Source organism: Planctomycetota bacterium (genome assembly GCA_035384565.1).
In the GTDB taxonomy this organism is placed as follows: Bacteria; Planctomycetota; PUPC01; order DSUN01; family DSUN01; genus DAOOIT01.
In genome coordinates this window covers 42,859-66,186 of sequence record DAOOIT010000035.1, presented here as the reverse complement: position 1 = coordinate 66,186, position 23,328 = coordinate 42,859, and the positions used below count along the sequence as shown (strand labels likewise).

Annotated in this window: 16 protein-coding genes; 8 read left to right on the top strand and 8 right to left on the bottom strand. The window is 70.2% G+C overall.

Going from position 1 to position 23,328, the window contains the following annotated elements; translation table 11 throughout:
• Nucleotides 1–259 precede the first annotated feature (259 nt).
• Nucleotides 260–3,088, bottom strand: coding sequence for a sugar-binding protein (locus PLE19_14145; GenBank protein HPD16091.1), 2,829 nt, complete (start codon nt 3,086–3,088; stop codon nt 260–262).
• A gap of 154 nt (nt 3,089–3,242) precedes the next feature.
• Between PLE19_14145 and PLE19_14140 the strand changes: the two genes are divergently transcribed.
• Nucleotides 3,243–4,874 carry a sigma-70 family RNA polymerase sigma factor gene (locus PLE19_14140; protein HPD16090.1) on the top strand — a complete coding sequence of 544 codons (1,632 nt, stop codon included), beginning with the start codon at nt 3,243–3,245 and terminating at the stop codon, nt 4,872–4,874.
• Nucleotides 4,875–5,597: 723 nt separating this feature from the next.
• Here PLE19_14140 and PLE19_14135 read toward each other — a convergent pair.
• The 5 genes from PLE19_14135 to PLE19_14115 form a co-directional block, all read right to left on the bottom strand.
• Nucleotides 5,598–7,121 carry an N-6 DNA methylase gene (locus PLE19_14135; protein ID HPD16089.1) on the bottom strand — a complete coding sequence of 508 codons (1,524 nt, stop codon included), beginning with the start codon at nt 7,119–7,121 and terminating at the stop codon, nt 5,598–5,600.
• Between the two features lie 98 nt (nt 7,122–7,219).
• On the bottom strand, nt 7,220–8,614 hold the full coding sequence (locus tag PLE19_14130; GenBank protein HPD16088.1) for an AMP-binding protein: 1,395 nt from the start codon (nt 8,612–8,614) through the stop codon (nt 7,220–7,222).
• A 48-nt stretch (nt 8,615–8,662) separates the two neighbouring features.
• A complete protein-coding gene (locus PLE19_14125) occupies nt 8,663–9,253 on the bottom strand; it encodes a GyrI-like domain-containing protein (GenBank protein ID HPD16087.1) in 591 nt (196 codons plus the stop codon).
• A gap of 66 nt (nt 9,254–9,319) precedes the next feature.
• Nucleotides 9,320–11,449 carry a GH32 C-terminal domain-containing protein gene (locus tag PLE19_14120; GenBank protein ID HPD16086.1) on the bottom strand — a complete coding sequence of 710 codons (2,130 nt, stop codon included), beginning with the start codon at nt 11,447–11,449 and terminating at the stop codon, nt 9,320–9,322.
• 134 nt (nt 11,450–11,583) lie between these two features.
• Complete coding sequence (locus PLE19_14115; GenBank protein ID HPD16085.1) at nt 11,584–11,775, bottom strand: hypothetical protein; 192 nt, start codon at nt 11,773–11,775, stop codon at nt 11,584–11,586.
• A gap of 642 nt (nt 11,776–12,417) precedes the next feature.
• Between PLE19_14115 and PLE19_14110 the strand changes: the two genes are divergently transcribed.
• The 3 genes from PLE19_14110 (at nt 12,418) to PLE19_14100 (ending at nt 17,535) form a co-directional block, all read left to right on the top strand.
• Nucleotides 12,418–13,704, top strand: a complete 1,287-nt coding sequence (locus PLE19_14110) for a Gfo/Idh/MocA family oxidoreductase (protein ID HPD16084.1) — start codon at nt 12,418–12,420, stop codon at nt 13,702–13,704.
• A gap of 27 nt (nt 13,705–13,731) precedes the next feature.
• Nucleotides 13,732–15,666: a HEAT repeat domain-containing protein gene (locus PLE19_14105; GenBank protein HPD16083.1), complete on the top strand. Its 1,935-nt coding sequence runs from the start codon at nt 13,732–13,734 to the stop codon at nt 15,664–15,666.
• A 618-nt stretch (nt 15,667–16,284) separates the two neighbouring features.
• Nucleotides 16,285–17,535 carry an ATP-binding protein gene (locus tag PLE19_14100; GenBank protein HPD16082.1) on the top strand — a complete coding sequence of 417 codons (1,251 nt, stop codon included), beginning with the start codon at nt 16,285–16,287 and terminating at the stop codon, nt 17,533–17,535.
• 245 nt (nt 17,536–17,780) lie between these two features.
• Here PLE19_14100 and PLE19_14095 read toward each other — a convergent pair whose 3' ends face one another.
• Nucleotides 17,781–19,304 (bottom strand): sulfatase-like hydrolase/transferase, encoded by a 1,524-nt coding sequence (locus PLE19_14095; protein HPD16081.1) that lies wholly within the window; start codon nt 19,302–19,304, stop codon nt 17,781–17,783.
• A 189-nt stretch (nt 19,305–19,493) separates the two neighbouring features.
• Between PLE19_14095 and PLE19_14090 the strand changes: the two genes are divergently transcribed.
• Nucleotides 19,494–19,868: a PilZ domain-containing protein gene (locus tag PLE19_14090; GenBank protein HPD16080.1), complete on the top strand. Its 375-nt coding sequence runs from the start codon at nt 19,494–19,496 to the stop codon at nt 19,866–19,868.
• A 57-nt stretch (nt 19,869–19,925) separates the two neighbouring features.
• A complete protein-coding gene (locus PLE19_14085; protein HPD16079.1) occupies nt 19,926–20,570 on the top strand; it encodes a sugar transferase in 645 nt (214 codons plus the stop codon).
• An 18-nt stretch (nt 20,571–20,588) separates the two neighbouring features.
• Here PLE19_14085 and PLE19_14080 read toward each other — a convergent pair whose 3' ends face one another.
• Nucleotides 20,589–21,122 (bottom strand): hypothetical protein, encoded by a 534-nt coding sequence (locus PLE19_14080; protein ID HPD16078.1) that lies wholly within the window; start codon nt 21,120–21,122, stop codon nt 20,589–20,591.
• 181 nt (nt 21,123–21,303) lie between these two features.
• On the opposite strand from PLE19_14080, the gene PLE19_14075 reads away from it, so the two are divergent.
• Together PLE19_14075 and mraY are read left to right on the top strand one after the other, a co-directional pair.
• Nucleotides 21,304–22,122, top strand: coding sequence for a HEAT repeat domain-containing protein (locus PLE19_14075; protein ID HPD16077.1), 819 nt, complete (start codon nt 21,304–21,306; stop codon nt 22,120–22,122).
• A gap of 42 nt (nt 22,123–22,164) precedes the next feature.
• A complete protein-coding gene (gene mraY / locus PLE19_14070) occupies nt 22,165–23,289 on the top strand; it encodes a phospho-N-acetylmuramoyl-pentapeptide-transferase (GenBank protein HPD16076.1) in 1,125 nt (374 codons plus the stop codon).
• Nucleotides 23,290–23,328 lie beyond the last annotated feature (39 nt).

Below are 23,328 nucleotides of genomic sequence, written 5' to 3'. Positions count from 1 at the left end.
CGAGCCCTTCAGGCTCCAGAGACAATCACCCTGCCTACAATTCCGGCCCGCACCCGGGCATGTAGCGTCTTGGGAACATGCGCCCATGCTTGCTCAAGTGCGTGGGGGGGAAAATGAGCAAGTATGGGCGCAATGGCCCTGGAGGGGCCTGAATCGCCAAAGCGCCATACTTGCTCAGTCGGCCGCCGGGCCGGAGATGAGCGACTATGACGGCCAGGCGTGAGGCGGATGGCGGGAGACGCCTCTTGGCGGCGGCGCCTCAGGGGGCGGGAGCGGGGGGCGCCGAGACGACCTCGATGTCGTCCACCTGGAGGATGCCTTTGCCGACGAAGTCGGTGCTGGGCGCGGTGAGGACGATGCCGAAGCCGCGGAGGGGATAGTCGGGCACGCCGTCGCCGTTCCAGCGGCCCCAGCCTTTGGGGAAGTCGGCGATGGGGCGCTCGAGCGCCCGCCAACCCGTCCACGAAATCGCCACAGGTTCAGGCGCCTCAAAGACTTCGCCCTTGGAGTCGAGGAAGACGAAGCTGAGGAGATGCCCCCGGCCGTCGCCGTGGACGCGGGCGGCGATGCGGAGCGGGGCACCGCGGACGATGAGGTCTGTGTGGGCGACGACGTGCTCGGGGCGCTGGTTGGCCCGGACGCCGATCATGTCGTAAGCGATTCTCAGCACACGGTTTGCGGCGTCGGCCTGGTCGGCAGCGCTGGTGAAAGCCGTGTGGCCGGCCGTGCTCTGCCACACGCGCCAGTCGTAATCGGCGTCGAAGCGCATTAGGGCCACGTCGTGCTCGACGCCGGCGGCCTTCCGGGTGGTGTATCGCGGCTCCTCGCGCGGTGGAAGTATCGGCAGTGGAGACACTTGGGTGAAGTCCTGGCGCGTCGAGAGCGAGTGAATGCTGCGAGGGGCGAGGGTGAGGAGGGCCTCGCCATTGGCTACGGCTACGGGGGGGTGCTTGTAGAAGGTGTTGGGCAGGGTGGCGTCGTATGACAGGTGGCCGAGCTGTAAGGGCATGCCGCCTGGCAGCTTAGGGTCGAGCTTGAGGGTGATCTGCTTCGGTTGGAAGCCGTCGTTGACCAGGAGGAGGGCGAGGCCCGTGTCGCGCTGGTAGAGCGCGACGCAAGTGACGCGGGGGACGGCGTTTTCGTCGAGCCCGCCCTGGACCTGGGTGACCAGCACGTCCGCTCCCTTGGTGGCGGTGCGGCAGAGGAGGGCGTGGGGGAAGAAGACGGGACGGTAGGGCTCGAAGAGGGCACGCTGGCTGAGGGTCGTCAACGCCCCAAAGTTCTGCCATGACACGCCATACGGCTTGAACTCCCAGCGGAGGAAGCCGGCGACGCCGGCGTTGAGGCCCTCGACGACGAGGCGGGCGCAGGAGAGGGAACCGGCCCAGACGGCGTCGTCGCCGGCAACGTCCTCGGAGCCGTTGCCCATGTTGCCGAACTCCGTGACGGCAATGGGTTTAGGGAGAGCGGAGCGCAGCTCGGCGTAGGCCTTGGCGGCGCGGGCGATGGGGGCGCCGCGGTCAATGCGATGGTAGTCGGCGAAGCCGAGATAGTCGTGGTGAGCGAGGATATCCGCCTCGTTCGAGTAGGGGGCCGGCTTGCCGGCGAGGGAGGAGAGGCTGTCGTAACTGCCGGTGGAAGTCTCTGGTCCCACGATCTTTACGGCGTCACGCAGGCCGAGGCGGACCAGGTGCTTGGCGAGGGCGTCGTAGTAGGTCCAGAAGGGCTTGGGGTAGCCGGCCGAGGGGGAGTTGAGGGACCAGCCCTGGTCGGGTTCGTTCCAGAGGGAGACGTGCTTGACGCAGGTGTAGTTGCGAACGTTTCTCAGGTGGTGGAGGCAGGCGGCGAGGCTCTCGGCGAGTTCCTCGGGGTCATAGGGCGCGTCGTTGTAGGGGTCGCCGTCGGGGTCGGTGAGGGCTGGGTCGCGGGTGGACTCGGCGAGCCAGTGGACGCCGGTGGCTCGGTCGCCGATGCACCAGTTGGCCCAGAGGACGTCAATGCCCTGGCGTTCGCAGAGGTCGAGGACGCGATAGTGGTGGAGCATGGCCTTGGAGCGGAAGGCGAAGCCCTCCCAGTTGGGGTGGGTGGGGTCTGCGTCGTCGTTCTTGGGCTCCCATTGACCGAGGTTTACGCCGTAGCGGAGCCAGGCTGGGCGTGCCCATTCGAGGAGTTCGAGGAAGGCGCGCCAGGCGCCGTCGGACCAGTCGGGGAAGCGGCCGTCGCGGAACTGGAGGTTCCAGCCGAGGCCGAGGGCGAGGCGGCCGGCTTGCGCGGCGGTGACGGTGACGGCGACCTGGTTATCGGTCTCGCGCGCCGAGCCACTGAGGAGGCGCTGCCAGCGCTCGTTCTGCTCGCGGATGGGTTCGACGAGGAGCGAGACGTCGGCGTTGGGCTGGTTGGTGAGCACTAAGTCTCCCCAGCGCAAAGGGTTAGCTGCTGGGTCGGCGGCGGGTGCCCAGGCGATGCCCTTCTTGGAACCGTCGGCGTCGTAATCGCGCACGCCGATCTCGAAGCCCACGATCTGGCCGAGGCCCCGCACGGCGCCGAGCTGGCGCCACGAGAAGGCGGCCTCGATGACGTAGCCCTCCGGGGTGATGTTGGATGCGACGTGAACGAAGGGGCGGTCGTCAATGCGATAGAACGGGTTGCGGTAGAGGTTCACGCGCGGCTTGTTGCCCGGGCCGCCGGTGGGGGAGATGACGAACTGGAAGTCGGAGGCATCGTAACCGCCTTCGCTGTCGTTGTTTACGTCGAGGCATATCTCCACGCAGTCGCCCTCGTAGAGGCGGTCGAGCGTGGGGGCTGGGACGAGCGAGTCGTCTCGCACGACCACGGCCACGTAGAGGAACCACTGGTCCCACATCGTCGCGAAGCGGAAACTCACGTCGTCGTCGGACCGCGGTTGGCCGAAGCAACGGCGGGTGGAGGGCACGGCGGTGAAGCGGTCGTCCTGCCACCCCGCGATGTCGCCATCAATCTTCACGCCGCCGGGGCGCGTGCGCGGGCAGGCGAGGCTGAACGGCCCGTGCGCCCGCGAGGGTTGGGCGGCGACGAGAAGGATGAGCGCGGCAATGGCGCGGTAGCGCATGGTTTCCCCAGGGCGGCCCACGTCCCACCCCCAGTATATCGGCGGGAGATGGGGAAATCAAAGCCGCGAAGCCGCGCGGAGCGAGGAAAAAGGTGATTGACGGGATGGCGGCTCCGTAGTATACTCATGGGGCGGCGGGAAGCGGAGGTTCGGCTTGGCGCGCTACCGCAACGCCCTGATCGGCGAGCTGGCCCGTCAGTTCGCCTACACGCCCTGCAAGCGCAAGGTCGAGCAACTCGGCCGTTTGCGTAAGTTCGCCCCGCTGCTCGACCCCGCCCAATCCTACCCCTACGACTACGTGGTCTACCAGATCACCCGCTTCCGGCCCGACGACGCGCCGCACGCGGTGTTCGAGGGCGCCTCGCTCCAGGCCGACCTGATGACGCTGCTGCACGAGCTGAGCGACTCGCTCGACTTGCCCGTGGCCTCGGCGGGCGAGCCGGTGCTGGCCCTCGAGGAGGTGTGCCGCAGCTACGACGTGTCGCTCAAGACCCTGCGCCGCTGGCGCGCGCAGGGCCTGGTGACGCTGCGCTTCGTGTTCCCCAACGGCAAGAAGCGTTCGGGCGTGTGCCAGGGCGATCTCGAGGCCTTCGTCGAGGCGCACCCCGACATCATCGGCCGCACGCGCGCCTACTCGTACCTCGACGCGGAGGCCCGCCGCGCCCTGTTGGCGCGGGCCTTCGAGCTCTCGCTGGCGCACGACCTCACGGCGACCGAGGCCGTGGGCCGCCTGGCCCGCGAGTTCGGCTGCTCGCACGACGCCGTGCGCCGCGTGCTGGCCGACTACGCGCGCGAGCATCCCGGCACGGCCATCTTCGCGCCCAGCCCCAAGCCGCTCACCGACGACGAACGCCGCCAGCTTCTCGCCCTCTACCGCCACGGCTACCAGCCGCGCGAGCTCGCCCGTTCGTTCCTCATCGGCACCCGCGCCGTCAGCCACGCCGTCCGCCAGGTGGTCGTGGACGAGGTGCTCGGCACCGAGTGGTCCTTCGTCCCCTCGCCCGACTTCGACCGTGCCGACGCCGAGCAGGCCATCCTGGGCGACCTGCCGCCTGAGGAGGTGGACGAGAGCCGCATCGAGGGCCCGCTGGACGCCGAGCGCGAGGAGCGTCTCTTCCGCCGCTACAACCTCGCCAAGTGCCTCCTGGCCCGCGCACGCGAGGAGCTGAAGCCCTCGGAGCTCACCGACGCGCAGCTCCAGCGCCTCGTGCGCCTGCACGACCACGCCGTGGCCGCGCGCAACTGCCTGGTCGTCGCCAACCTGCGCCTCGTCGTGCACCTGGCCAGCCGCCACCTCGGCTCGGGCCGCCGGCTCGACGACCTGGTGAGCGACGGCACGGTGAGTCTCATGCAGGCCATCGAGAAATTCGACATCGCCCGCGGCGTGCGCTTCTCCACCTACGCGAGCTGGGCCATCCGCAAGAACTTCGCCAAGACCCTCCCGCGCGAGGCCCAGCGCCACCACCTCGAGATGACCGGCACCGAGGAACTCATCGAGGCTCATGGTGACGAGCGCGTCGCCGAGCCGGGCACCGCCGGGCGCGACTTCCGCGAGGTCCTGCGCTCCACCGTCGCCTCGCTGCTCCTGGAACTCAGCCCACGCGAGCGCGAGGTCCTCGTCGCTCGCTTCGGCGTCGGGCGCAAGGCCGAAACCCTCGAGCAGATCGGCCGTCGCTTCCAGGTCAGCCGCGAGCGGGTCCGCCAGATCGAGGCCCTCGCCCTCCGCAAGCTCGCGGGCCTCGTGGACCCCGCCGTGGTGCAGGAACTCGTTGGCGCCGAGAGCTAGCCGCCCCAGGCGCCTGCGCGATAGATAGCCTGCCACCCCCCAAGCCAAGTCGCCCCTGCCTCGCCTCCTACAGCCCCGCATCGCCCAGGGGGCGCCACAGAAGCGCCACAAGTCTGTGGCATCTGGCCTAACTAATTGTATTAGCACGACTTAAGCGATTACTGCTGGCGCATGCAACCCGTTTATCTGAAGTCAGCTTCTTATCTCGATGGCGCCATCGCCAACCCTCAAGGCGCTGGTTCGGGCCCTCGTCAGCCTGGGATGTGCAGCACGCAACTTGTTGACAAAACGATGTTTACGGCGATGGCACCGCATCCTGAACCGATCATGAGCAGGAATTTGCGTCGCAGTGGCATGGTTGTTGCTCTAATAAAGATCAGTCAGATGCGAAGCGTCGCATCGGCTGCGGCCCCTCAAACCGCGTGGCATCGAGAGTGGAAACTCAGTAGGCGGACAAGGCATCGGCGCTGCATCGGCTCTCACGTGATGGCGCCGGGGCGAGGGGCCCAACTTTGACAAGCTCGGGGGCGATTGGTGCGAACCGGCGTCTTCTCCGGCCGCCTCGGTGGAACGGGAACTCGCGGATACCCCCCCGCCGCCCGCGAGTTGGCCACCGCGGCGGTCGGGACGCCCGGCGAAAGCTTCTCTCGCGCACTGTATTCCCTGGCTCGTGCGTGGGTGCAAACCCCGCAGGAGTCCTCAAAGTGCCGCCAATCGCCCCCGCTATTTTTCTTTTTCCTCCCCCCGCTCTGCCTTCGCCCAGCCCATCACCCAGGCCTCGGCCGACGCGCTGAGGCCATAGGCCCGACAGGCCAGGCGGTCGAGCTGCGCGATTGCCGCCGCCCGCAAGGCGGGCCGGCCCTCGGGCTCGGCGGCCAGCGCCTCCAGGCGCCGCGCGAGCGGCGCCAGCTCCCCCGCCTCGCGGGCGATGGGCAGAGCCTGGAGGTGGCTCACCTTCACCTGGGGAAACGCACGCTGGCCGCTGTCGGCATGGCAGCACCGGTGATAGAACGCCACCGGCGCGCTGTTCAGGAGGCCGAGGAGCGCCGCGTCGTCCAGCCCTGAAATCCCGTAGCAGGCGAGCACGCTGTTCCGGAAGTATGCCGGCGCCGTGTGGCGGGCCGCGACGGGCCGGTTCGCCGTCTGGCGCAGCAGGATGCGCGCCCCGAGGCACGCCTCGGGCCGCCCGATGCGGCAGTAGCGGCCCGGGGGTAGCCGCGGCGCCGCGTCGAGCCACCGGCGCGGCTCGTCGAGCGAAAAGGGGTGGATGCAGCGGCCCTCGCGCACCGGCACCCGCCCCTCTGCCGGCTCGTCATACAGCAGCAGGGCCGCGCTGTTGCCCGTGTGAACGCCCGGGTCGCGGAACGTGCCGGGCGGCGCGGGCGGGTGGCGGCGCATCTGCTCCAGGAACGAACGGACCTCCGCCCCGTGAGCGAGCGGTTCGTCAGCGGCCCAGGCACCCGACTCGCCGCCGGTCCTGCGGCGAAGGTAGAGGACCGCGGCCGGCTGCACGACGCCGTCGAAGCACCCCTCGCCCAGCATTTCGGGGGGCGGCTCGAGGCAGCAGAGCGCATCGGCGGCCCGCCGCGCCGCCTCGTAACCGGCCAGATGGCACATCTGTTGGGGCACCACGAGCGCGGCGCGGCCGCCCGGGCGCAGGAGGCCCGCCGCCAACTCCAGGAACGCGCCGTGCGTCGTCGGCCAGCCGCGGAACGACGCGAAGCGTTCGGCGAGGCGCCGGCGACGGGCCGGCTCGATGGCCGCCGCGTGGCGTCCCGAGTACGAGATCCAGGGCGGATTGGCCAGCACCGCATCGAAGGCCTCCGCCCCGAGAAGCGCCGCCGGGCCGGCGAGCAGGCTGTCGCCCACAACGAGGTGGCGGGCGAGTTCCTCCGGCAACACCTCCGCGGCGGCCGCTACGGCCCTGCGCGCCAGGTCCACCGCGCAGGGGTCCACGTCCACCCCGTAGAGGCACTGTCTCCCGATGAGCGCGCGGGTGCGCCCGTCGCCCCCCGCGGCATGCGTCAGGAAGTCGAGCGCGGCCACCAGGAAGCGCCCGCTGCCCACCGCGGGGTCGAGCACGCGCAGGGCCGGCACCTCGTGCGCGGCAAGGCCCGCGCACAGCGGGCCGAGCGTGGTGCGGACGATCCGCTCGACGATCTCGTACGGCGTGTAGTGTGCGCCGAGACCGCGCGCCTGACTCTGCACGGCGGCCTCGAGCGCGTCGAGGGCGAAGGAGCCAGCCATCGGGCCGAAGGGGCCTCTTGTCGGGGAGGGCCAGCGGAGGGGGAGGCGATGCCAACGCCACTAGCCTACCGGGCGCGGGGACCAATGTCAAGGAGCTTTCAGCTTCGATGGGGCTCCGGGCGCACCCGCGACACGACGTACAGCCGCTTGCCGCGGTCGGTGCGGGGCAGCTCGTCCACAAACCGGATGTCCAGCCGCATCCCGGGCGGGGTGACGCCGCGCACTTTCGCGAGCTGGGGCTCCGCGGCCGCGGGATCGCCCACGATGAAGAGCGTCAACTCGTCGGGCCGCTCCTGCACGAAGCGGTACTGGCGCACTCCCTTGGCCTTGTTGAGGTGGCCGGCAAAGTGCAGGCCATGGACGCGCCGGCCGTCGGGGAGCGTGACGAAATCCATCTGACGGCCGTCTACGGGCGCGATGCGCGGGAACGTGACGCCGCAGGGGCAGGGGGGCTCATTGGGCAGGTAGCTGGCCACGTCGCCCAGGTCGAGGCGGATGAGCGCGAAGCCCAGGTTCCACGGGTCGGTGACCACGACGCGCCCGCTCTGGCCGGGGGGCAGAGGCTGGCCCCTGTCGTCCACGATCTCCAGCACCAGGGTGTCGGCGGCCACGTGGAGGCCATTGTGCTCGGCGCACTCGAGCGCCATCGGCCCGAACTCGTTGCAGCCGTAGAGGTCGAAGACGCGTGTGCCGAAGACCCGCTCGATCCGCTCGCGATGGTGGGGATAGAGCTTCTCGCAGCAGGTGGTGATGGCCTTGAGGCCCAGCCCTCGGGCGCGGCCTTCGAGGCCCTGGGCCTCGAGCAGCCCGGCGAAGTCGTCCACCCCCGACGCGATGCCGCGGATGTAGACGGGCCGATGGCGTTCCATCGTCTCGAGGAAGGCGCGCGACGACTCGCGCGTCATCGTGTGGACGTTGATGCCGACGTACGTGCCGCCGAGGCGGTTGAGAACGCGGCGGAACCACGGGCGTTCCCAGAACAGCGCGCTCGGCACCTCGATCAGCGCCCCGGGATCGCCCGGGCGCCAGCCGAGGCGCATCTTGTCGCGAAACCCCGCCAGGAAGCGGACGGGCCACCGGCGGCAGTCCACCCAGTACTGTGTCGGCTGGCCCGTCGAGCCGCTGGTCCAACTCGTCGCGCGGCCGCCGGGCGGCTCGATGTCGGCCAGGAGTTCCTGGGCGCGGTCCTGCATGTCGCGCTTCGTCACGATGGGGAACTGGCGCAGCGCCTCCATGGGGTCGTCGCGTACGAGGTCGCGCAGGCGGGCCGGCAGACCACGGTAGAAGGGGATGTGGCCCAGCGCGCTCGTGAGGCAGCGGACGAGCTGTTGGTTGCGGAACGCCTGCCACACGCGTGGCTCGGCACGCGACAGCGCATCCAACTCGCGGAGGCGATGCATCGGGCGCCACGTGCCACCGCGGCGCGCCGACATCCACGCGAGCATCAGCGGGTAGGCGACGTGATGCGAGACCCAGCGGCGCAATGGCCCCATGACCCCAGTCCCCGGTTCGTTGTAGCTCAGGCAACACCGGCCGCGCGGTCAGAACTGGCCGGCGGCCTCGGGGCTCTTGACGCCCGCCTGGATGAGCATCACGTTGTTCGGCGACTCGGGCGACTCCCAGTAGAGGTTGTATTCGCGCGTTTCGCCGGTGGGCACGTGGCCGGCGGCGGTGAGGGCCTCGAAGAGCCTGCCGTAGGCCTGGCTCGTCTTGGCCGACGGGCCTGAGTAGAGCACCGTCGCGCAGCGGAACTCGGCCAGCTTCTTCACCTGGAAGCCTCCCACGGGCTTCGTGTCGTCGGCCACGAGGAAGCCGACGAAGAGCTTGAAGGGGGCGTCGGGCTCGCCCGTCGCGCCCACGGCCACCGACACGAGCGGCCCGGTGATGCGCGCCTGGCCCGCCTCGGCCACCTTGACGAGCGGGGGCACGACTTCGGCGAAGGTCTGGCCGACCTTGGCGATCGTCGTCTCGCGCTCCGCATAGAGATAGGTCCGGGCCGGGAAGGTCTGGATTCGCATCTCGCCGATCACGAACTCCGGCTTGGCCTCGGGCGGTTTCTTCGGCTCCTCGGCGGCGAGGCACGCCGCCAATGCCAGGCCGGCCCACAGGGCGCACAACAGGCTTCTCGGCATCGGCGTCTCCTTTCTTGAGCGGGCCCTCGCCGGCGGCCAGCGTGCCGCGGCGGGGCCTGCGCGGGCTCATCTTCTCGGCGCGTCCTTCCAGATGGACTCCAGCTCATACGCCTCGATGGCCGCGATCCGGACGCTTCCCCTGAGGCACTTGAGGGCGAGCGTCTCATCGGTCGGGAGGAAGCAGGCCGCCACCGACGCCTCGCCCTCGTTGGCGAAGGCTTCGATGGACGTGCGGTCCACGAGCAGTTCCAGGGTCAGCTTCGCGCCCTGAGGGGTCACGGGGGCCGTGTAACCCTGGATCGTCAGCCTGTCTGTCGCAAAGGCCAACGTCTCGCCCCGAATGCGGAAGGCGGCCTCGGCCCCTTCGGCCATCTCCAGCGTGGCGAGGATGTGGAACAGGTCGCCCTTCGCGGCGAGGTTCAACTCCGCGCCCGCTGCCAGCGCCTGGTTCTTCGTCTCGGTCTTGCCTTTGTGGAGGGTGGCGATCTCGGCGATGGGCTTCCGGAACAGGCGGGGCGTGCCGCCGCGCGTTCGCAGGGTGAGTTCGCAGGGGAACGTGTGTTGCTGGTTGAAGGGCATGTTGGGGTACCTGCCGCCCCGCATCCAGGCGATCTGGATGCGGCGCCCGTCCCTCTCGGGGACGTGGTTCCAGGTCTGGGTGGCATAGAAGTGCGGGCCGGCGGTGCGCCGCTTCTCCGTGGCCGGCTTGAACGTGGCGCCATCGAAGTCTCCGACCGCGTAGCTGCCGTCGCCGTCAATCACCACCCACAGGAGGCGGCTCCGGTCGCCGTCCAGGGGCAGCGGGAACATGTCGGGGCACTCGAAGAAGCCCTTCAGGGTGTCCAGCTTGCGCCAGCTCGTGAGGTTCGTGGACTCGAAGAGCACGTAGGTGCCGCCGGGGCCGGACAGGATCATGACCCACTTCTTGCCCGGCTCGTACCAGAACACGCGCGGGTCGCGTTCGGGGTGGACGAGGACGGGGTTCTTGTCCCACTTCGTCCAGGTGCGCCCGCGGTCGTTGCTGTAAGAGATGCACTGGTTCAGGTTATCGGTGCTGCTCCAGAAGGCGACGATGACGGGCGTGTTCTGGCCCGTGGCGAGGCCCGAGGTGTTGGCCGAGTCCACCACGGCGCTGCCCGACTGGGTGCCGCCGAACTTGCCGCCCTTGCCGAAGGCGGGCGGCAGTTCCTCCCAGTGGATCAGGTCCCTGCTGACGGCGTGCAGCCAGCAGCTCCACCACCGCTGGGCGAACAGGTGGTACTCGCCGTCGAGGTAGAAGAGGCCGTTGACGTCGTTGACCCAGCCCTCCTCGTGGGGGCCGGGGTTGAGCTTGTAGCGGGTCCATTGCCGGGCCGTGAAGTGGAACTGCGGACGCAGGCTCTCGTGGTAGAGCGTCGTGAGGTCGGGGGGCACGAGCGTCTCGGCGATCAGATAGCTCGAGGGCCCGGGCAGGTGCAGCTTGCCGTCGGAGATCGTCGCGCCGTCCACCAGCCGGCCCTCGGGGAAGCGGCCCATCGCGTCCACGGCCTTGCCGTCCCGGAAGGGCCACCAGGCGAAGGGCTTGGGGTCGGAGGGCTCCTTCGGCTTCAGCGACGCGAGCGTTTGGGCGTCGAGGGCCGTGTCGTAGATGCGGGCGTCCTCGATCGTGCCCGTGAAGAAGCAGTGTGGCCTGCCGGCGTCCACGTGGCGCAGGCCCATGAGCACGGTGCTCTGCTCGTCGAAGGCGATCGGCTCGGTGGCCATCGTGTAGCGGGCATAGGGCTGGGCGTTTCGGTAGAGCGACACCTCGCGGCCACGAAAGACGATGGCGACCTGCACCACGGTATCGGGGCCGGCAGTCTCGGCGGGCCAGGCGTCCTGGTCGCGGTGGCAGCGTCGGCCGAAGTCGCTGCCGAGCATCCACTTGGCCGGCTGGTATTCGGCGAAGCAGAGGGCGTCGAACACCCCGCCGGGGTTCTCCAGTGTGAGCACGCTGCCGCCCTTCTGCGTGAGGTTGGCGGGCGAGACCCAGGCGACGAACGTCTTGTCCTTCACGGTGGCCCTCTTTGCTGGTGCTTGGGAGGCAGGTGGAGCCTGGGCGGCGGAGGCGGCCCAGGATGTGGCAACGGCCCAGAGAAGGCCGCTGCGGAACCGCGCCACCGCCCGATTGATCAGGGAAGCCCAGGTGCCCGTGGTAGCTCCGGAGGCGCTCTGCATGATTCCTACACCCCCGCGGTCGGGCTCTGCCGCGCCCGGCGGTCGGCTCCGCGGCGGCCGTTCTTGACGCGACGGACCACTTCGACGGCAAGGTCCGGGCGCTGGCGCCTGTGGTAGATGTGCGTGATCTCCTGTCAGACTTCGGAGCTGATTGCCGCAGGGAGGTCGCCTCGCACGACGTCCGCGAGGGCCTGTGTACGCGGCGCTCTCAACTCGCTCTCGCGGCCGGCGGCATAGATGAAGACGTTCGTGATGTGCGCCGCCTCACGCAACTGGTCGGGCAGCTTCAGGCGGCCACGGGCGTCAATCTCCAGCATCTGTGCCACGGCCAATCCCCCATGCCCAGTCAGTTGCTCGCCCGTCACAAGTCGCATTGTAGCGGGCGGCGCGCGGGGTATCAAGGTGCCTGACCTCCGCGGGTGTGGGCCGGAATTGTGGGCAGGGTGGTTCTCTCTGGAGCCTGAAGGGCTCGCATGGGATAGCCCAGGGCAACGCCCTGGGTTGAGTGGGATTCACGGGTTCAGCCCTGAAGGGGCGAGATAGAAGCTCTCTATTCCGCCCTTTCAGGGCTGCCACGGGGCGGTCTTGTTCCCAGGGCGTTGCCCTGGGCTATCCCATTTCGCTCCTTCGGAGCTCCCGCAGCCACCTACAACTCCGGCCCACACCCGACCTCCGCCCTCCGCCCTCGTCGTTCGGTGAGAACGGAGGGCGTGAGGCCGCCTGGAGCGGGACCCGACGCCTCACGCCCCGCCACGGCCGGCGGGCCCATCCCACGAGCCGCCTGCACGAGCGCCGCCAGGCCCGCCTGGCCCGCCAGCCCCCCTTCGCATTCCTCGAAGCCTGAGGCCCAACACCCTCGGAGGTCCTCCGGCGAATGATCCGGGCCGCGCGCGCTTGCAATGCCGGACGCGATGGCTAGAATGCTTAGGGACAGCGAGTACCGGTGTGGAGACAGAAAGGAGTCCCTGATGTCGGACAAGTGGGTTGTGGGCCGCAGGCAGTTCCTCCGGCGCGGCCTGGCGGCCATGGGCGCGGCGCTGGCCGCTCCCCACGTGCTGCCGTCGGCCGTGCTGGGCCGCGAGGGCGCCCGGCCCCCGAGCGACCAGATTCTCCTGGGCGCGATGGGCATCGGCGGCCGCGGCAGCTACGTCTTCGGCTGCATGTTGCGCGAGCCCGATGTGCGCTGCGTGGCCATCTGCGACGTGCGCCGCGACCGCCGCGAGCGCGCGAAGAAGATGGCCGACGGCCGCAACGGCGACGACCGCTGCGCCGCCTACATTGACTACCGCGAGCTCTTCGCCCGCCCCGACATTGACGCCCTGCTCATCGCCACCGGCCCCAACTGGCACGCCACCGCCTCGATCAACGCGGCCAAGGCCGGCAAGGACGTCTACTGCGAGAAGCCGTGCACGAAGAACATCGCCCAGAGCCTCGAGCTCGCCGCCACCTACGAGCGCACCGCCCGCGTCTTCCAGGGCGGCATGCAGCGGCGCAACGTGGCGCACTTCATCTACGCCATGGACATCGTGCACAGCGGCAAGATCGGCAAGATCCACACGCTCCACGCCCACCCCGCCGGCATGGGCACCGGCATGAGCGGCTGGCGGCCCGCCGAGCCCGAGCCCTCGAAAGAAGACGTGGACTGGGACCTCTACCTCGGCCCCGCGGCCTGGCGGCCCTTCAACAAGGGCCTGCTCGACGGCTTCAACTTCGAGAAAGGCGGCGGCCTGCTCGGCGGCGGCATCCTCGAGTGGGGCTCGCACTGCGTGGACCTCTGCCAGTGGGCCAACCGCAGCGACGACACGGTGCCCGTGGAATACGACCCGCCCCAGGGCGACCAGGCCACCGCCCGCTACGCCGACGGCGTCAAGCTCGTCGTCCGCAACGGCGGCTGGCTGCCCAACGTCGGCTCCTGCCCCGTGCGCATCGAGGGCGACAAGGGCTGGGTCGAGGTCGGCGACAGCGGCGAAATCTTCGTCAGCAACCCCGAGTGGCTCGCCGCCCGCGGCAAGAAGACCGGCGGCTACCCCGCCGACAGCCACGTGCGCGACTTCTTCGACTGCGTCAAGAGCCGCGGGCTGCCGAAGGCCAACCACTTCGTCACCTGCAACAGCCACATCGCCTGCCACGCCGTCAACACCGCCGTGTTCCTGCGGCGCAAACTCACCTACGACCCCAAGAGACACGAGTTCGTCAACGACCCCGAGGCCAACCGCTTGCGCTCCGAGGCCATCCGCGAGCCCTGGCGTCTGTGATACCGAACCCCAGAGAGGAGAAAGACGATGTTCCGAACGTGGCTTTCCGCCATCGTGGCCGCCCTGCTCGCCGTGGTGGCCTGCGCCGGCGAAGCGCCCGACGAGGCGAAGCTCATCGCCATCATCCAGTCCGACGCGCCCCCGCAGGACAAGGCGATCCCCTGCAAGCAACTGGCCGTCTACGGCACCAAGGCCGCCGTGCCCGCGCTGGCCGCGCTGCTGCCGAACCCCGAGCTCTCGTCGTGGGCGCGCATCGCCCTCGAAGCGATCCCCGACCCCGCGGCCGACGAGGCCCTCCGCGCGGCGGCAGGCAAGCTCGAAGGCCGCCTGCTCATCGGCGTCCTCAACTCGATCGGCGTGCGGCGCGATGCCCAGGCGATTGACCTCCTCGCCGCGAAGCTGAAGGCGGCCGACCCCGAGGTGGCCGCCGCCGCCGCCGAGGCCCTGGGCCGCATCGGCGGCGAACCCGCCGCCAAGGCCCTCGAGCCGATGCTCGCCACCGCGCCCCCCGTGGCGCGCTCGTCCGCCGCCTACGGACTGATCCTGTGCGCCGAAAAACTCCTCGACGCCGGCAAGGCCGACGACGCGGCCAAGGTCTACGACGCCGTCCGCAAGGCCGACGTGCCCAGGCAGCGCGCCCTCGAAGGCACCCGCGGCGCCATCCTCGCCCGCAAGGCCGGCGGCGTGCCCCTCCTCGTCGAACAGCTCAAGTCGGCCGACAAGGCCAGCTTCCACCTGGCCCTGCGCGTCGCGCGCGAGCTGCCCGGCCCCGAGGCCACCGACGCCATCGCCGCCGAACTCGCCAAGGCCCCGGCCGAGCGCCAGCCCCTGCTGATCCTCGTCCTGGCCGACCGCCGCGACCCCAAGGCCATCGCCGCCGTGCTCGAGGCGGCCAAGAGCGGCTCGCCCAGCGCCCGCCTCGCCGCCGTGGCCGCCCTCGAACGGCTCGGCAACGCCACGTGCGTGCCCGTCCTCCTCGAGGCGGCCGCGGGCGATGACGAGGCTCTCGCCAGGACGGCCAAAGTCTCCCTCGCCCGCCTGCCGGGCAACGACGTGGACGCCGACATCGCGGCCCGCCTGCCGAAGGCGACGGGCAAGGTGCAGCAGGTGCTCCTCGAGCTCATCGGCCTGCGCCGCATCGAGGCCGGCCTGCCCGACCTGCTGAAATGCGCCGCTGCCCCCGACCCGGCCACCCGCGCCGCCGCGGTGGCCTCGCTGACCCTCCTGGGCGGCGAGAAGCAGGTGCCCGACCTCGTGACCCTGATCCAGAAGGCGCAGGACGGCAACGAACAGGCCGCCATCGAGAAGGCCCTCGTGGCCGTGTGCGGCCGCGCGGGCGCGGCCTGCGCACCACAACTGATGCCCCTGGCGAAAAGCGACGCCGCGCCCCTCCGCACCGTCGGCCTCCGCGCCCTGGCCGTCGCCGGCGGCCCCGAGGCCCTGGCCGCCGTCAAGGCCGCGCTCGACGACAAGGAAGCCGCCGTCCAGGACGAAGCCGTGCGCACCCTCTCCAACTGGCCCAGCAAGTGGCCCGAGGACCTCGCCGTCCTGGAGCCGCTCCTCGCCCTCGCCAAGAGCGGCAAGAAGGCCGCCCATCAGATTCTCGGCCTGCGGGGCTACCTGCAAGCCGTCCAAGGCGCCGCCAAGCTCGCGCCCGCCGACCGCCTGGCCAAGGTCAACGAGGTGCTGCCCCTCATCACCAAGGACGAGGAGAAGCGCCTCGCCATCGCCGCCCTGGGCACCATCGGCGTCGCCGGCGCCCTCGACGCCCTGAGCGCCTTTGCGGCAGACGCCGGGGTTGCCGAAGAGGCGTGCGCGGCCCTGATTGACCTCGCCGCGCGCAACGACCTCCAGGGCGTGACGAAGGAGCAGCGCCAGAAGGCCCTGCAAACCGCGGCCGAGAAAACGAAAGCCGCCCGCACGCGCAAGAAGGCCGAAGACACCCTCAAGGCCCTCAAGTAGCCGCCGGCCGAAGGCGGGGACCGTTCCCCGCGCCTCCTCTCGCCGTGCGGCGCTCCGCATCGGGGCTGGGGGCAGTGCGACCCACGCACTGCCCCCGCCTCGCGCCAGGCCGCCGCGCCTCACTCCTCCTGGGCGGCCTTGGGAGGCGGCGAGGTCGTAGAGCTCCCGCTCATCCACGTCGTGGTATTCCGTGCGATTCCGGAGGGGCCGTTTGGGGCGGCTTTTCCTCGTCCCTAGGCTCTGCCCCCCTTTCCTCGTCCCCACGCTGTGCGCCTTTCTCTCGTCCCGACGCTCTGCGTGGGGACGGGTTTCTTGGCCGCTCCGCGGCCCCTTCGTCAGGGAAAAGAACCTCCCGCGGGTTGCGAACCCGCGGGAGGTTGGGGTTGGACGCGGGAGCGTCCGGATGTCCGCCCCCACGCGGAGCGTAGGGGCGAGAAGGAGAAGGTGACGGAGCGTAGGGGCGAGAAAGAAAACCTCCCCAGCGTGCCGACCATCTCGCGGCGGGTGAGCGATCTTCCGGTCATTCCTGGTTGACTTCCGACGTCGCCTGGACTATACTGCACTATAATATCATATTGTTGTGCAGTATAATGCATATGTGTGACAAGGAGGCCAGCAATGCTCCGCGACGTGCTTCTGCTCCAGAAGCGGGAGATCGAGCAACGTCTCCAGGAGCGATACGTGGAGCGCGAGTTCGGTCCCCGCAAGCTAGCCCACGACTTGATCAAGGTCGTCATCGGCCCCAGGAGGGCGGGCAAGTCGTTCTTCGCCATGCACCTGGTTCAGGGCCTTGGGCCGTTCGGCTACGTGAACTTCGACGACGAGCGCCTGGAGGCACTGGGCGACTACGACGAGCTGGTCGCGGCCCTGGACGCTCTGTACGGCAAGCCGAAGCATCTCCTGCTGGATGAGGTCCAGAACCTGCCGAAGTGGGAGCTGTTCGTCAATCGCCTCCAGCGGCAGGGCTACCGCCTCACGATCACGGGGAGTAACGCGCACCTGTTGAGCTCCGAACTGGCCACGCACTTGACCGGGCGGCACATCCAGATTGTGCTCTTCCCCTTCTCGTTCCCTGAGTATCTCCGCTCGCAGGAGCCCGACCTCACAGGTGCGGAGACGGTGGAGGCTCTGCGCCGCTACGCGGAGCTGGGTGGCTACCCCGAGCCGCTGCTCAAAGGGATCAACCACCGAGAGTATCTGGCCACGCTGCTGCGGGCGACCCTCTACAAGGACATCGTCGTCCGCCATCGAGTACGCTCCCCGCAGGGGTTGGAGGACCTGGTGGTCTACCTGATGTCCAACATCGCCCAGGAGTACTCCTACAACACGCTGGCCCAGGTGACGCGCCTGCGGAGCGTCCACACGGCCGAGAAGTACCTCCGGCATCTGGAGGAGGCGTTCGTGTTTTTCTCGGTGCGGCGCTTCTCGTTCAAGGTTCGGGAGCAGGCGCGGACGAATCGCAAGCTCTACTGCACAGACAATGGGTTGGTTACCGCGACCTCGTTCCGCTTCAGCTCCGGCCTCGGCAGGCTCTATGAGAACCTCGTGGCCGTCGCGCTCCGCAAGCAGGAGCTCGAGGGGCGACTGGAGTTCTACTTCTGGCGGGGGCCGCAGCACGAGGAGGTGGACTTCGTGGTGAAGCAGGGCCTGCGCGTGACCCAGCTCCTCCAGGTCTGCGCGGATGTCGGGGACGTCAGGACGCGCGACCGAGAGGTCCGAGCGCTCCTGAAGGCCTCAGAGGCCATGAAGTGCAAAGAACTGCTCGTGCTGACGGAGACGGCAGAGCGTGAGGAAGACGCGTCGTGGTTTGGGCTGCGGGGCCGAATCAGGTTCGTTCCGCTGTGGAAATGGCTGGCCGGAGCCCGGTGACGCCCGCACGAGGTGGCGCGGGTGTAAGCCCGTGGAACGCGGCTGCCCGCCACGCCCTCCCCAGGAAACCGGGAAGACATGGCACTCCGCGGGGTGCGGTGTGCGCGGAATGAGCCACTACCAGTGGGGGGCATGCGAGACCTCCCCCATGAACCGGGAACTCTGGGAGACTCTGGGAGGCTTAGAACATATTGTGGTCTACGCCGAAGCCACCCACAACAGATAGTGGTGCTCGTTGCCCGCCCTCACGGCGGCGTGGGGGCGGTGCCGGTCTTGTCCACGGTGTGGCCCCACTTGGCAATGTAGTCCCAGCCCGAGAGGAACTGGTCGTTCCGCTGGGCGAGGAGCTTCTTGAGTTCGGCGGCGAGGTGGGCCCGGACCTCGGCGGCGTCGGGGCGACCGACGAGGTTGGTGAGCTGGTGGGGGTCGCGCTCGTTGTCGTAGAGGAGCCAGGGGCCTTCGCGGGTCTCGACGTAGGTGTGGCGGGCGGTGCGGACGCCGCGGTATTCGCGGCCGCCGCCTCCGCGGGTCCACTCGCCGAAGGGGGCGTAGCAGGCGATGAGGGCGCCTTCGGGGAGATCGCGGGATGCGGAGGCCCCGCCCACAGGGTTGTCACGGGACGGGGACGTTCCGCCCACAATCAGGGAGGAGAGGTCGAGGCCCTCGACGGTCTTGGGCACGTCCAGGCCGCAGAGGCGTAGGAGGGTGGGCATGAGGTCGGCCTCGGCGATGGGCTGGGCTATCTCGCGGCCCTGGTTGCCGTGCAGGGCGGGACAGCGGAGGAGGAAGGGGACGCGGACCGATTCGTCCCAGGGGCGCTGCTTGCGCTGTTGGCCCTGGGAGCCGAGCATGTCGCCGTGGTCGGAGGTGAAGACGAAGAGCGTGTCGTGGGCGAGGCCGGCCTCGTCGAGGGTCTTGAGGAGGTCGCCGACGTAGGTGTCGAGGGCGGTGCAGTGGGCGTAGTAGCCGGCCAGGTCGCGGCGGGCGGCGGGTTGGGCGGGGGGCGGGACGTTGGGGCGGAGGACGAGCCTCGCGGGGTCGTAGAGGTCGCGGAACTGCTTGGGGGCGGTCTCATACGGGTTATGGGGCGGCCCCCAGGAGAGCATGAGGAGGAAGGGTTTGGCCTTGTCGCGTCCCTGGCCGCGAATGTAGGCTTGGGCGCAGCGGGTCTGGGCCTCGGCGTCGTAGCCGGGCCACGTGAGGCGCTCGGGGCCGTCGCCGTAGTAGACCGATTGGTTGTAGGCGTGGGTGCATTCGCAGACGCGCCAGAAGCCGAAGCCCTGGCGGTCTTCGGGCGGGATGAAGGAGAGGCGGCCGCGCCCCTGGAGGTGCCACTTGCCGATGTAGCCGGTGTCGTAGCCGCCGGCCTGGAATGCCTCGGCGATGCTCACGGCCTCGTGGCGCAGGTGCACGTCGTTGATGAAGACGCCGTGAGTGAGGGGATACTGACCGGTGATGAGCGAGGCACGGTAGGGCGAGCAGACGGGGCACGAGGCGATGGCGCGGGTGAAGTGGATGCTGCGCTTCGCCAGGACGTCGAGGTTGGGGGTGTGGACGTTGGGGTCGCCGGCATAGCCGGTGGCCTGGGCGCGCCACTGGTCGGCGAAGACGAAGACCACGTTGAGCGGCGTGCGCGGGGGGGGCTGCTTCACGTCGTCGGCTCCCAGCAGGGGTTGGACCGCCAGGCCGGCGGCGGCGAGGGTGGAGGCCCTCAGGAAGTCCCGCCGCGGCGGGCACATGTGCGGCGCGGGCGTGCGTGGGGTTTCCATGTTGAGCCCTCGGGGTTGGGGGCGGTGCGCCGTTGATTATAGCGCGACGCTCGACGCATGGCGAGCGGCGCGTCGGGCGAGTCGTGCATTCCAACTTGACCCCGGGCGCCGGCCGGGATAGACTCTAGCGAGCCGGGCGACCAGGCGCCCGGGCATGGCGCTCCATCGGGTTGTTCGAGGAGAGGCGGGATGCTGACGCGGCGCAAGTTTCCCCGGGTCAAGGCCGGATGGGCGGTGGAGTACCGGGTGGTGACCGATGCGGAATTGCAGCAGAGCCCGGTGTCGAGTCTCGCGGTGGACATTTCGGGCGGGGGCATTTGCCTGGAGGCCAAGGAGGAAATAGCGCCCGGCACGATGGTGGCGATTGACCTGCACTCCCCCGAGTTCGGCACCCCGATCCTGGCGCTCGCCAAGGTGGTCTGGTGCAAGAAGCGCCTCTTTGCCGAGGTGTACGACGTGGGCGCCGAGTTCCTCTGGTCGGGCTGGGGCGACTCGAACGCGCAGGCGCAGATCGCCGAGTACGTCAAGCGGCGCCTGCCGCAGGACGCCGACGCGAAGCCGTAGCTTCGCCGCCCGGCCCGGCCGCGGCCGGCGGAGCCGCCGGCGCCGGGACGCTGCCACATGAGTTCCATCCCCGCACCGCACTCGCAGGCAGGGCGCCGGCGGGCCTACCGCGCCGCCAAGCGCGCGCTGGACCTCGCCTTGGCCGCGCTGGGGCTCCTCGCCTTCTCGTGGCTCTTCGTGCTGCTGGCCGTGCTGGTCAAACTCACGTCGCGCGGCCCCGTGTTCTTCCACCAGCAGCGGGTGGGCCGGGGCGGGCGGCCGTTCCTGATGCTGAAGTTCCGCTCGATGCGGGTGGACGCCGAGCTGGCGCGCCGCGAGCTGGCGCACCGCAACGAGATGGACGGCCCGGTGTTCAAGATGCGGCGCGACCCGCGCATCACGCGGGTCGGGCGCTTCCTGCGGCGCTCGAGCCTCGACGAGCTGCCGCAGCTCCTCAACGTGCTCGCCGGCCACATGAGCCTGGTGGGGCCGCGCCCGCTGCCGCTCGACGAGGCGCAACACCTGCCGCCCGAGCACCAGCGCCGCCACGCTGTGCGGCCCGGCCTCACCGGCCTCTGGCAGGTGCGCGGGCGCAACGACCTGCCCTATGCCGAAATGATGCGGCTGGACCTGGAGTACGTCGAACGCTGCTCGCTGGGACTGGACCTGCGGATCCTCGCGGCGACGCTGCCCGCCGTGCTGTCGGGCCGCGGCGCCTTCTGAGGCGCGCCGGCCCCACGGCTACTTGCCCGTCACCGCGATGGGGGGCCAGCGCAGCGACAGCCCGGGCCACTCGGCCTTGGGGCACACGAGCACGAGCACGCGGTCGCCCCGCAGTTCGCTGAACTCGGGCACCGCACGACGGGCCACGGCGCGATAGATGCCCGCCGTGCGCGCCCCCTCGGCCGACGAGGGCTGGAACCCGCCCTCGAGCAGCCCCGCGAAGGCGTCCGCCGACATCCCCTGGTCGAGGTCGTAGGTCTTCTCGGCCCCGTCCACCATCGCGCAGACCCAGCGCGCGGCCCCCACCGGCCACAGGGCGGCCTGGGCGCGGCCCTGGCCCACCACCAACTCGAGGGCCGCGACGACCCGCCCCGCGACGCCCCGCACGCTGAACGCCATCGGCTCGCGCACGCCGGGCGGCGAAGGAGGCGAGGGGGGCCCGGACCCCGCCTGCCCGCGCCCGCGCGTGAGCAGCACGGCGAGCCCGATGGCCACGGCGCCCGCGCCCAACACGGCCACCACGATCAGCTTGCGGCGAGTGGACCTTCGCACGGCCGACTCCACAACCGGCGGCCCCCTGCCGGCCTCCCAGGGCGACAGCGCCAATCTATCCGCCGCGGAGCGCGGAGTCAAGGAGTTTTGGGCTTGCATTCGGCATGGCGCTCTGCTACAATCGCGCGCGTTCCCCCCGTGTTCCCCCCTCAGGGCATTTCCCCGCCGGATCGAGTAGCCATTGCGCGCGCTGGTCGCCCTGCTGTCGCCTCACCGCTGGAAGGGCCCGCTGGCCGAGGCCGGGCATCTCCTGGACTCGCACGACCCGCCGCCGGAGGGCTCCGGGCGCAAGCTGGATGCGTGGCTGGCGTCGCCCGCCTGGGAGCTGCGCAACGCGGCGGTGAAACTGATCGCGCACTGGCGCGACGAGGCGCGCTACGCGCGCCTGCTGGGCGTGCTGGGCGATCGGGCCGAGGCGGGCATCGTGCGGCGCAACGCGGCCGAGGCCCTGGCCCGGCTGGGCCTGGCCACGCCGCCGGCGCGGGCGGCGCTGGTGCGCGCGCTGGCCGACCCCTACTGGGAGGTGCGCAGCGAGGCGGCCCTGGCCCTGGCCGCGCTCTTCCACCCGGCCGAGGACCTCGAGCAGGCGCTGCTCGATGCCCTCCTGGGCGCCAGGCCGCGGCCGCCGCGGCGCATCCGCGAGGACAACTTCGAGGTCCGCATGGCCCACGCGCGGGCGCTCGGGCACCTGGGCCTGTCGCGGGCCGCCTTCGACGCGTTGCTGGCGCTCGCGGGCGACGACTCGTGGCTGGTCCGCAGCCAGGCGGTGGTGGGCATCGCGCACCTGGTGGCGCGCCAGACGGAGTTCTTCGGCGAGGCCCACGATCGGCTGCACGGGGTGGACCGCCTGTCGGAGGGCTGCGTGTCGTTCTTCGTGCTTCGCGACGTGCTGGGGCGCGTGCTGCGCGCCGTCACCGAGGGGCCGCAGGCCCTGTCGGCGGAGCGCCTGCGCGCGCTGTACCTGGACCCGAGGACGGGCTGGAACCGTGTGAGGCCCTAGGAATCTTCCGAGGGCCCGGTCCCCCGCGCGGGGAGCCGGGCCGTGGGGGCGAGGCCCCGCGAGGGAGCGATGCTGTACCTGTTGCGGCATTATGAGGCGTGGTTCGGGCCGCTGCGGCTCTTCGGCTTCCCGAGCTTCCGCTCGATGGGCGCCGTGGTGACGGCGCTGGCCGTGAGCCTCGTGTTCGGGCCGTGGGTGATCCGCCTGCTGCGGCGCCACGGGGCGCGCGACCAGGGGCGCACGTTCGGCGGCCTCAACGTGGCGAGCAAGGAGGGCACGCCCACCATGGGCGGGCTGCTGATGCTCGGCAGCCTCTTCGCCGCGGCGCTGCTGTGGTGCGACCTGTCGAACCAGCAGGTGCGCATCGTGCTGGCCGCCGCCCTGTACTTCGGCGGCATCGGCGCGTTCGACGATCTCCTGAAGATCCGCCACCGCTCCAACGAGCGCGGCCTGGCCCGCCATTGGAAGTACGCCGCGCAGATCGCCTTCGGCGCCCTCGTGGGCGTGCTCTACCTCACCGAACCCTCGTCGCCCTACGACCTGCGCGTCGCCCGCACCCTCGTGCTGCCGCTCTCCAGCAAGGGCATCTACCTCGGCTGGGGCTACATGCTCTTCGTTATCGTCTTCATGGTCCTCGCGTCGAACTCCGTGAACCTCACGGACGGGCTGGACGGCCTGGCGATCGTGCCGGCCATGCTGGTGGCGGGGGTGCTGGGGGTGTTCGCCTTCGTGGTGGGCAGCGACGCGGCGACGGCGCGCGATCTGCTCTTCCGCTACCTGCCCGGCTGCGGCGAGCTGGTGGTCTTCTGCGCCGCGCTGCTGGGCGCGGGGGCCGGCTTCCTGTGGTTCAACTGCCACCCCGCCAGCGTGTTCATGGGCGACACCGGGTCGCTCGCCCTCGGCGGCATCCTGGGCACGCTGGCGCTGCTGGTCAAGCAGGAGGTCGTGTTCTTCATCGCCGGCGGCGTGTTCGTGGTCGAGGCGGGGTCGAGCTTTCTTCAGGACTACGTCGGCCTGAAGCTGCTGGGCCGCCGCATCTTCTTCCGCGCGCCGTACCACCACAGCCTGATGCACCAGGGCTACGGCGAGACGAAGGTGGTGACGCGCTTCTGGATTCTGGCGGCGATCTTCGCGGTGATGGCCCTGGCCACCCTGAAGCTGCGCTGAGCGCCCCTATCCGGCGCGGCGGGAGTTGGCTATAATAGA

Excerpts from the sequence above, each read along its gene's own strand:
- PLE19_14145 (HPD16091.1), bottom strand. The coding sequence starts at position 3,088 with ATGCGCTACCGCGCCATTGCCGCGCTCATCCTTCTCGTCGCCGCCCAA.
- PLE19_14135 (HPD16089.1), bottom strand. The coding sequence starts at position 7,121 with ATGGCTGGCTCCTTCGCCCTCGACGCGCTCGAGGCCGCCGTGCAGAGT.
- PLE19_14130 (HPD16088.1), bottom strand. The coding sequence starts at position 8,614 with ATGGGGCCATTGCGCCGCTGGGTCTCGCATCACGTCGCCTACCCGCTG.
- PLE19_14125 (HPD16087.1), bottom strand. The coding sequence starts at position 9,253 with ATGCCGAGAAGCCTGTTGTGCGCCCTGTGGGCCGGCCTGGCATTGGCG.
- PLE19_14120 (HPD16086.1), bottom strand. The coding sequence starts at position 11,449 with ATGCAGAGCGCCTCCGGAGCTACCACGGGCACCTGGGCTTCCCTGATC.
- PLE19_14110 (HPD16084.1), top strand. The coding sequence starts at position 12,418 with ATGTCGGACAAGTGGGTTGTGGGCCGCAGGCAGTTCCTCCGGCGCGGC.
- PLE19_14105 (HPD16083.1), top strand. The coding sequence starts at position 13,732 with ATGTTCCGAACGTGGCTTTCCGCCATCGTGGCCGCCCTGCTCGCCGTG.
- PLE19_14100 (HPD16082.1), top strand. The coding sequence starts at position 16,285 with ATGCTCCGCGACGTGCTTCTGCTCCAGAAGCGGGAGATCGAGCAACGT.
- PLE19_14095 (HPD16081.1), bottom strand. The coding sequence starts at position 19,304 with ATGGAAACCCCACGCACGCCCGCGCCGCACATGTGCCCGCCGCGGCGG.
- PLE19_14090 (HPD16080.1), top strand. The coding sequence starts at position 19,494 with ATGCTGACGCGGCGCAAGTTTCCCCGGGTCAAGGCCGGATGGGCGGTG.
- PLE19_14085 (HPD16079.1), top strand. The coding sequence starts at position 19,926 with ATGAGTTCCATCCCCGCACCGCACTCGCAGGCAGGGCGCCGGCGGGCC.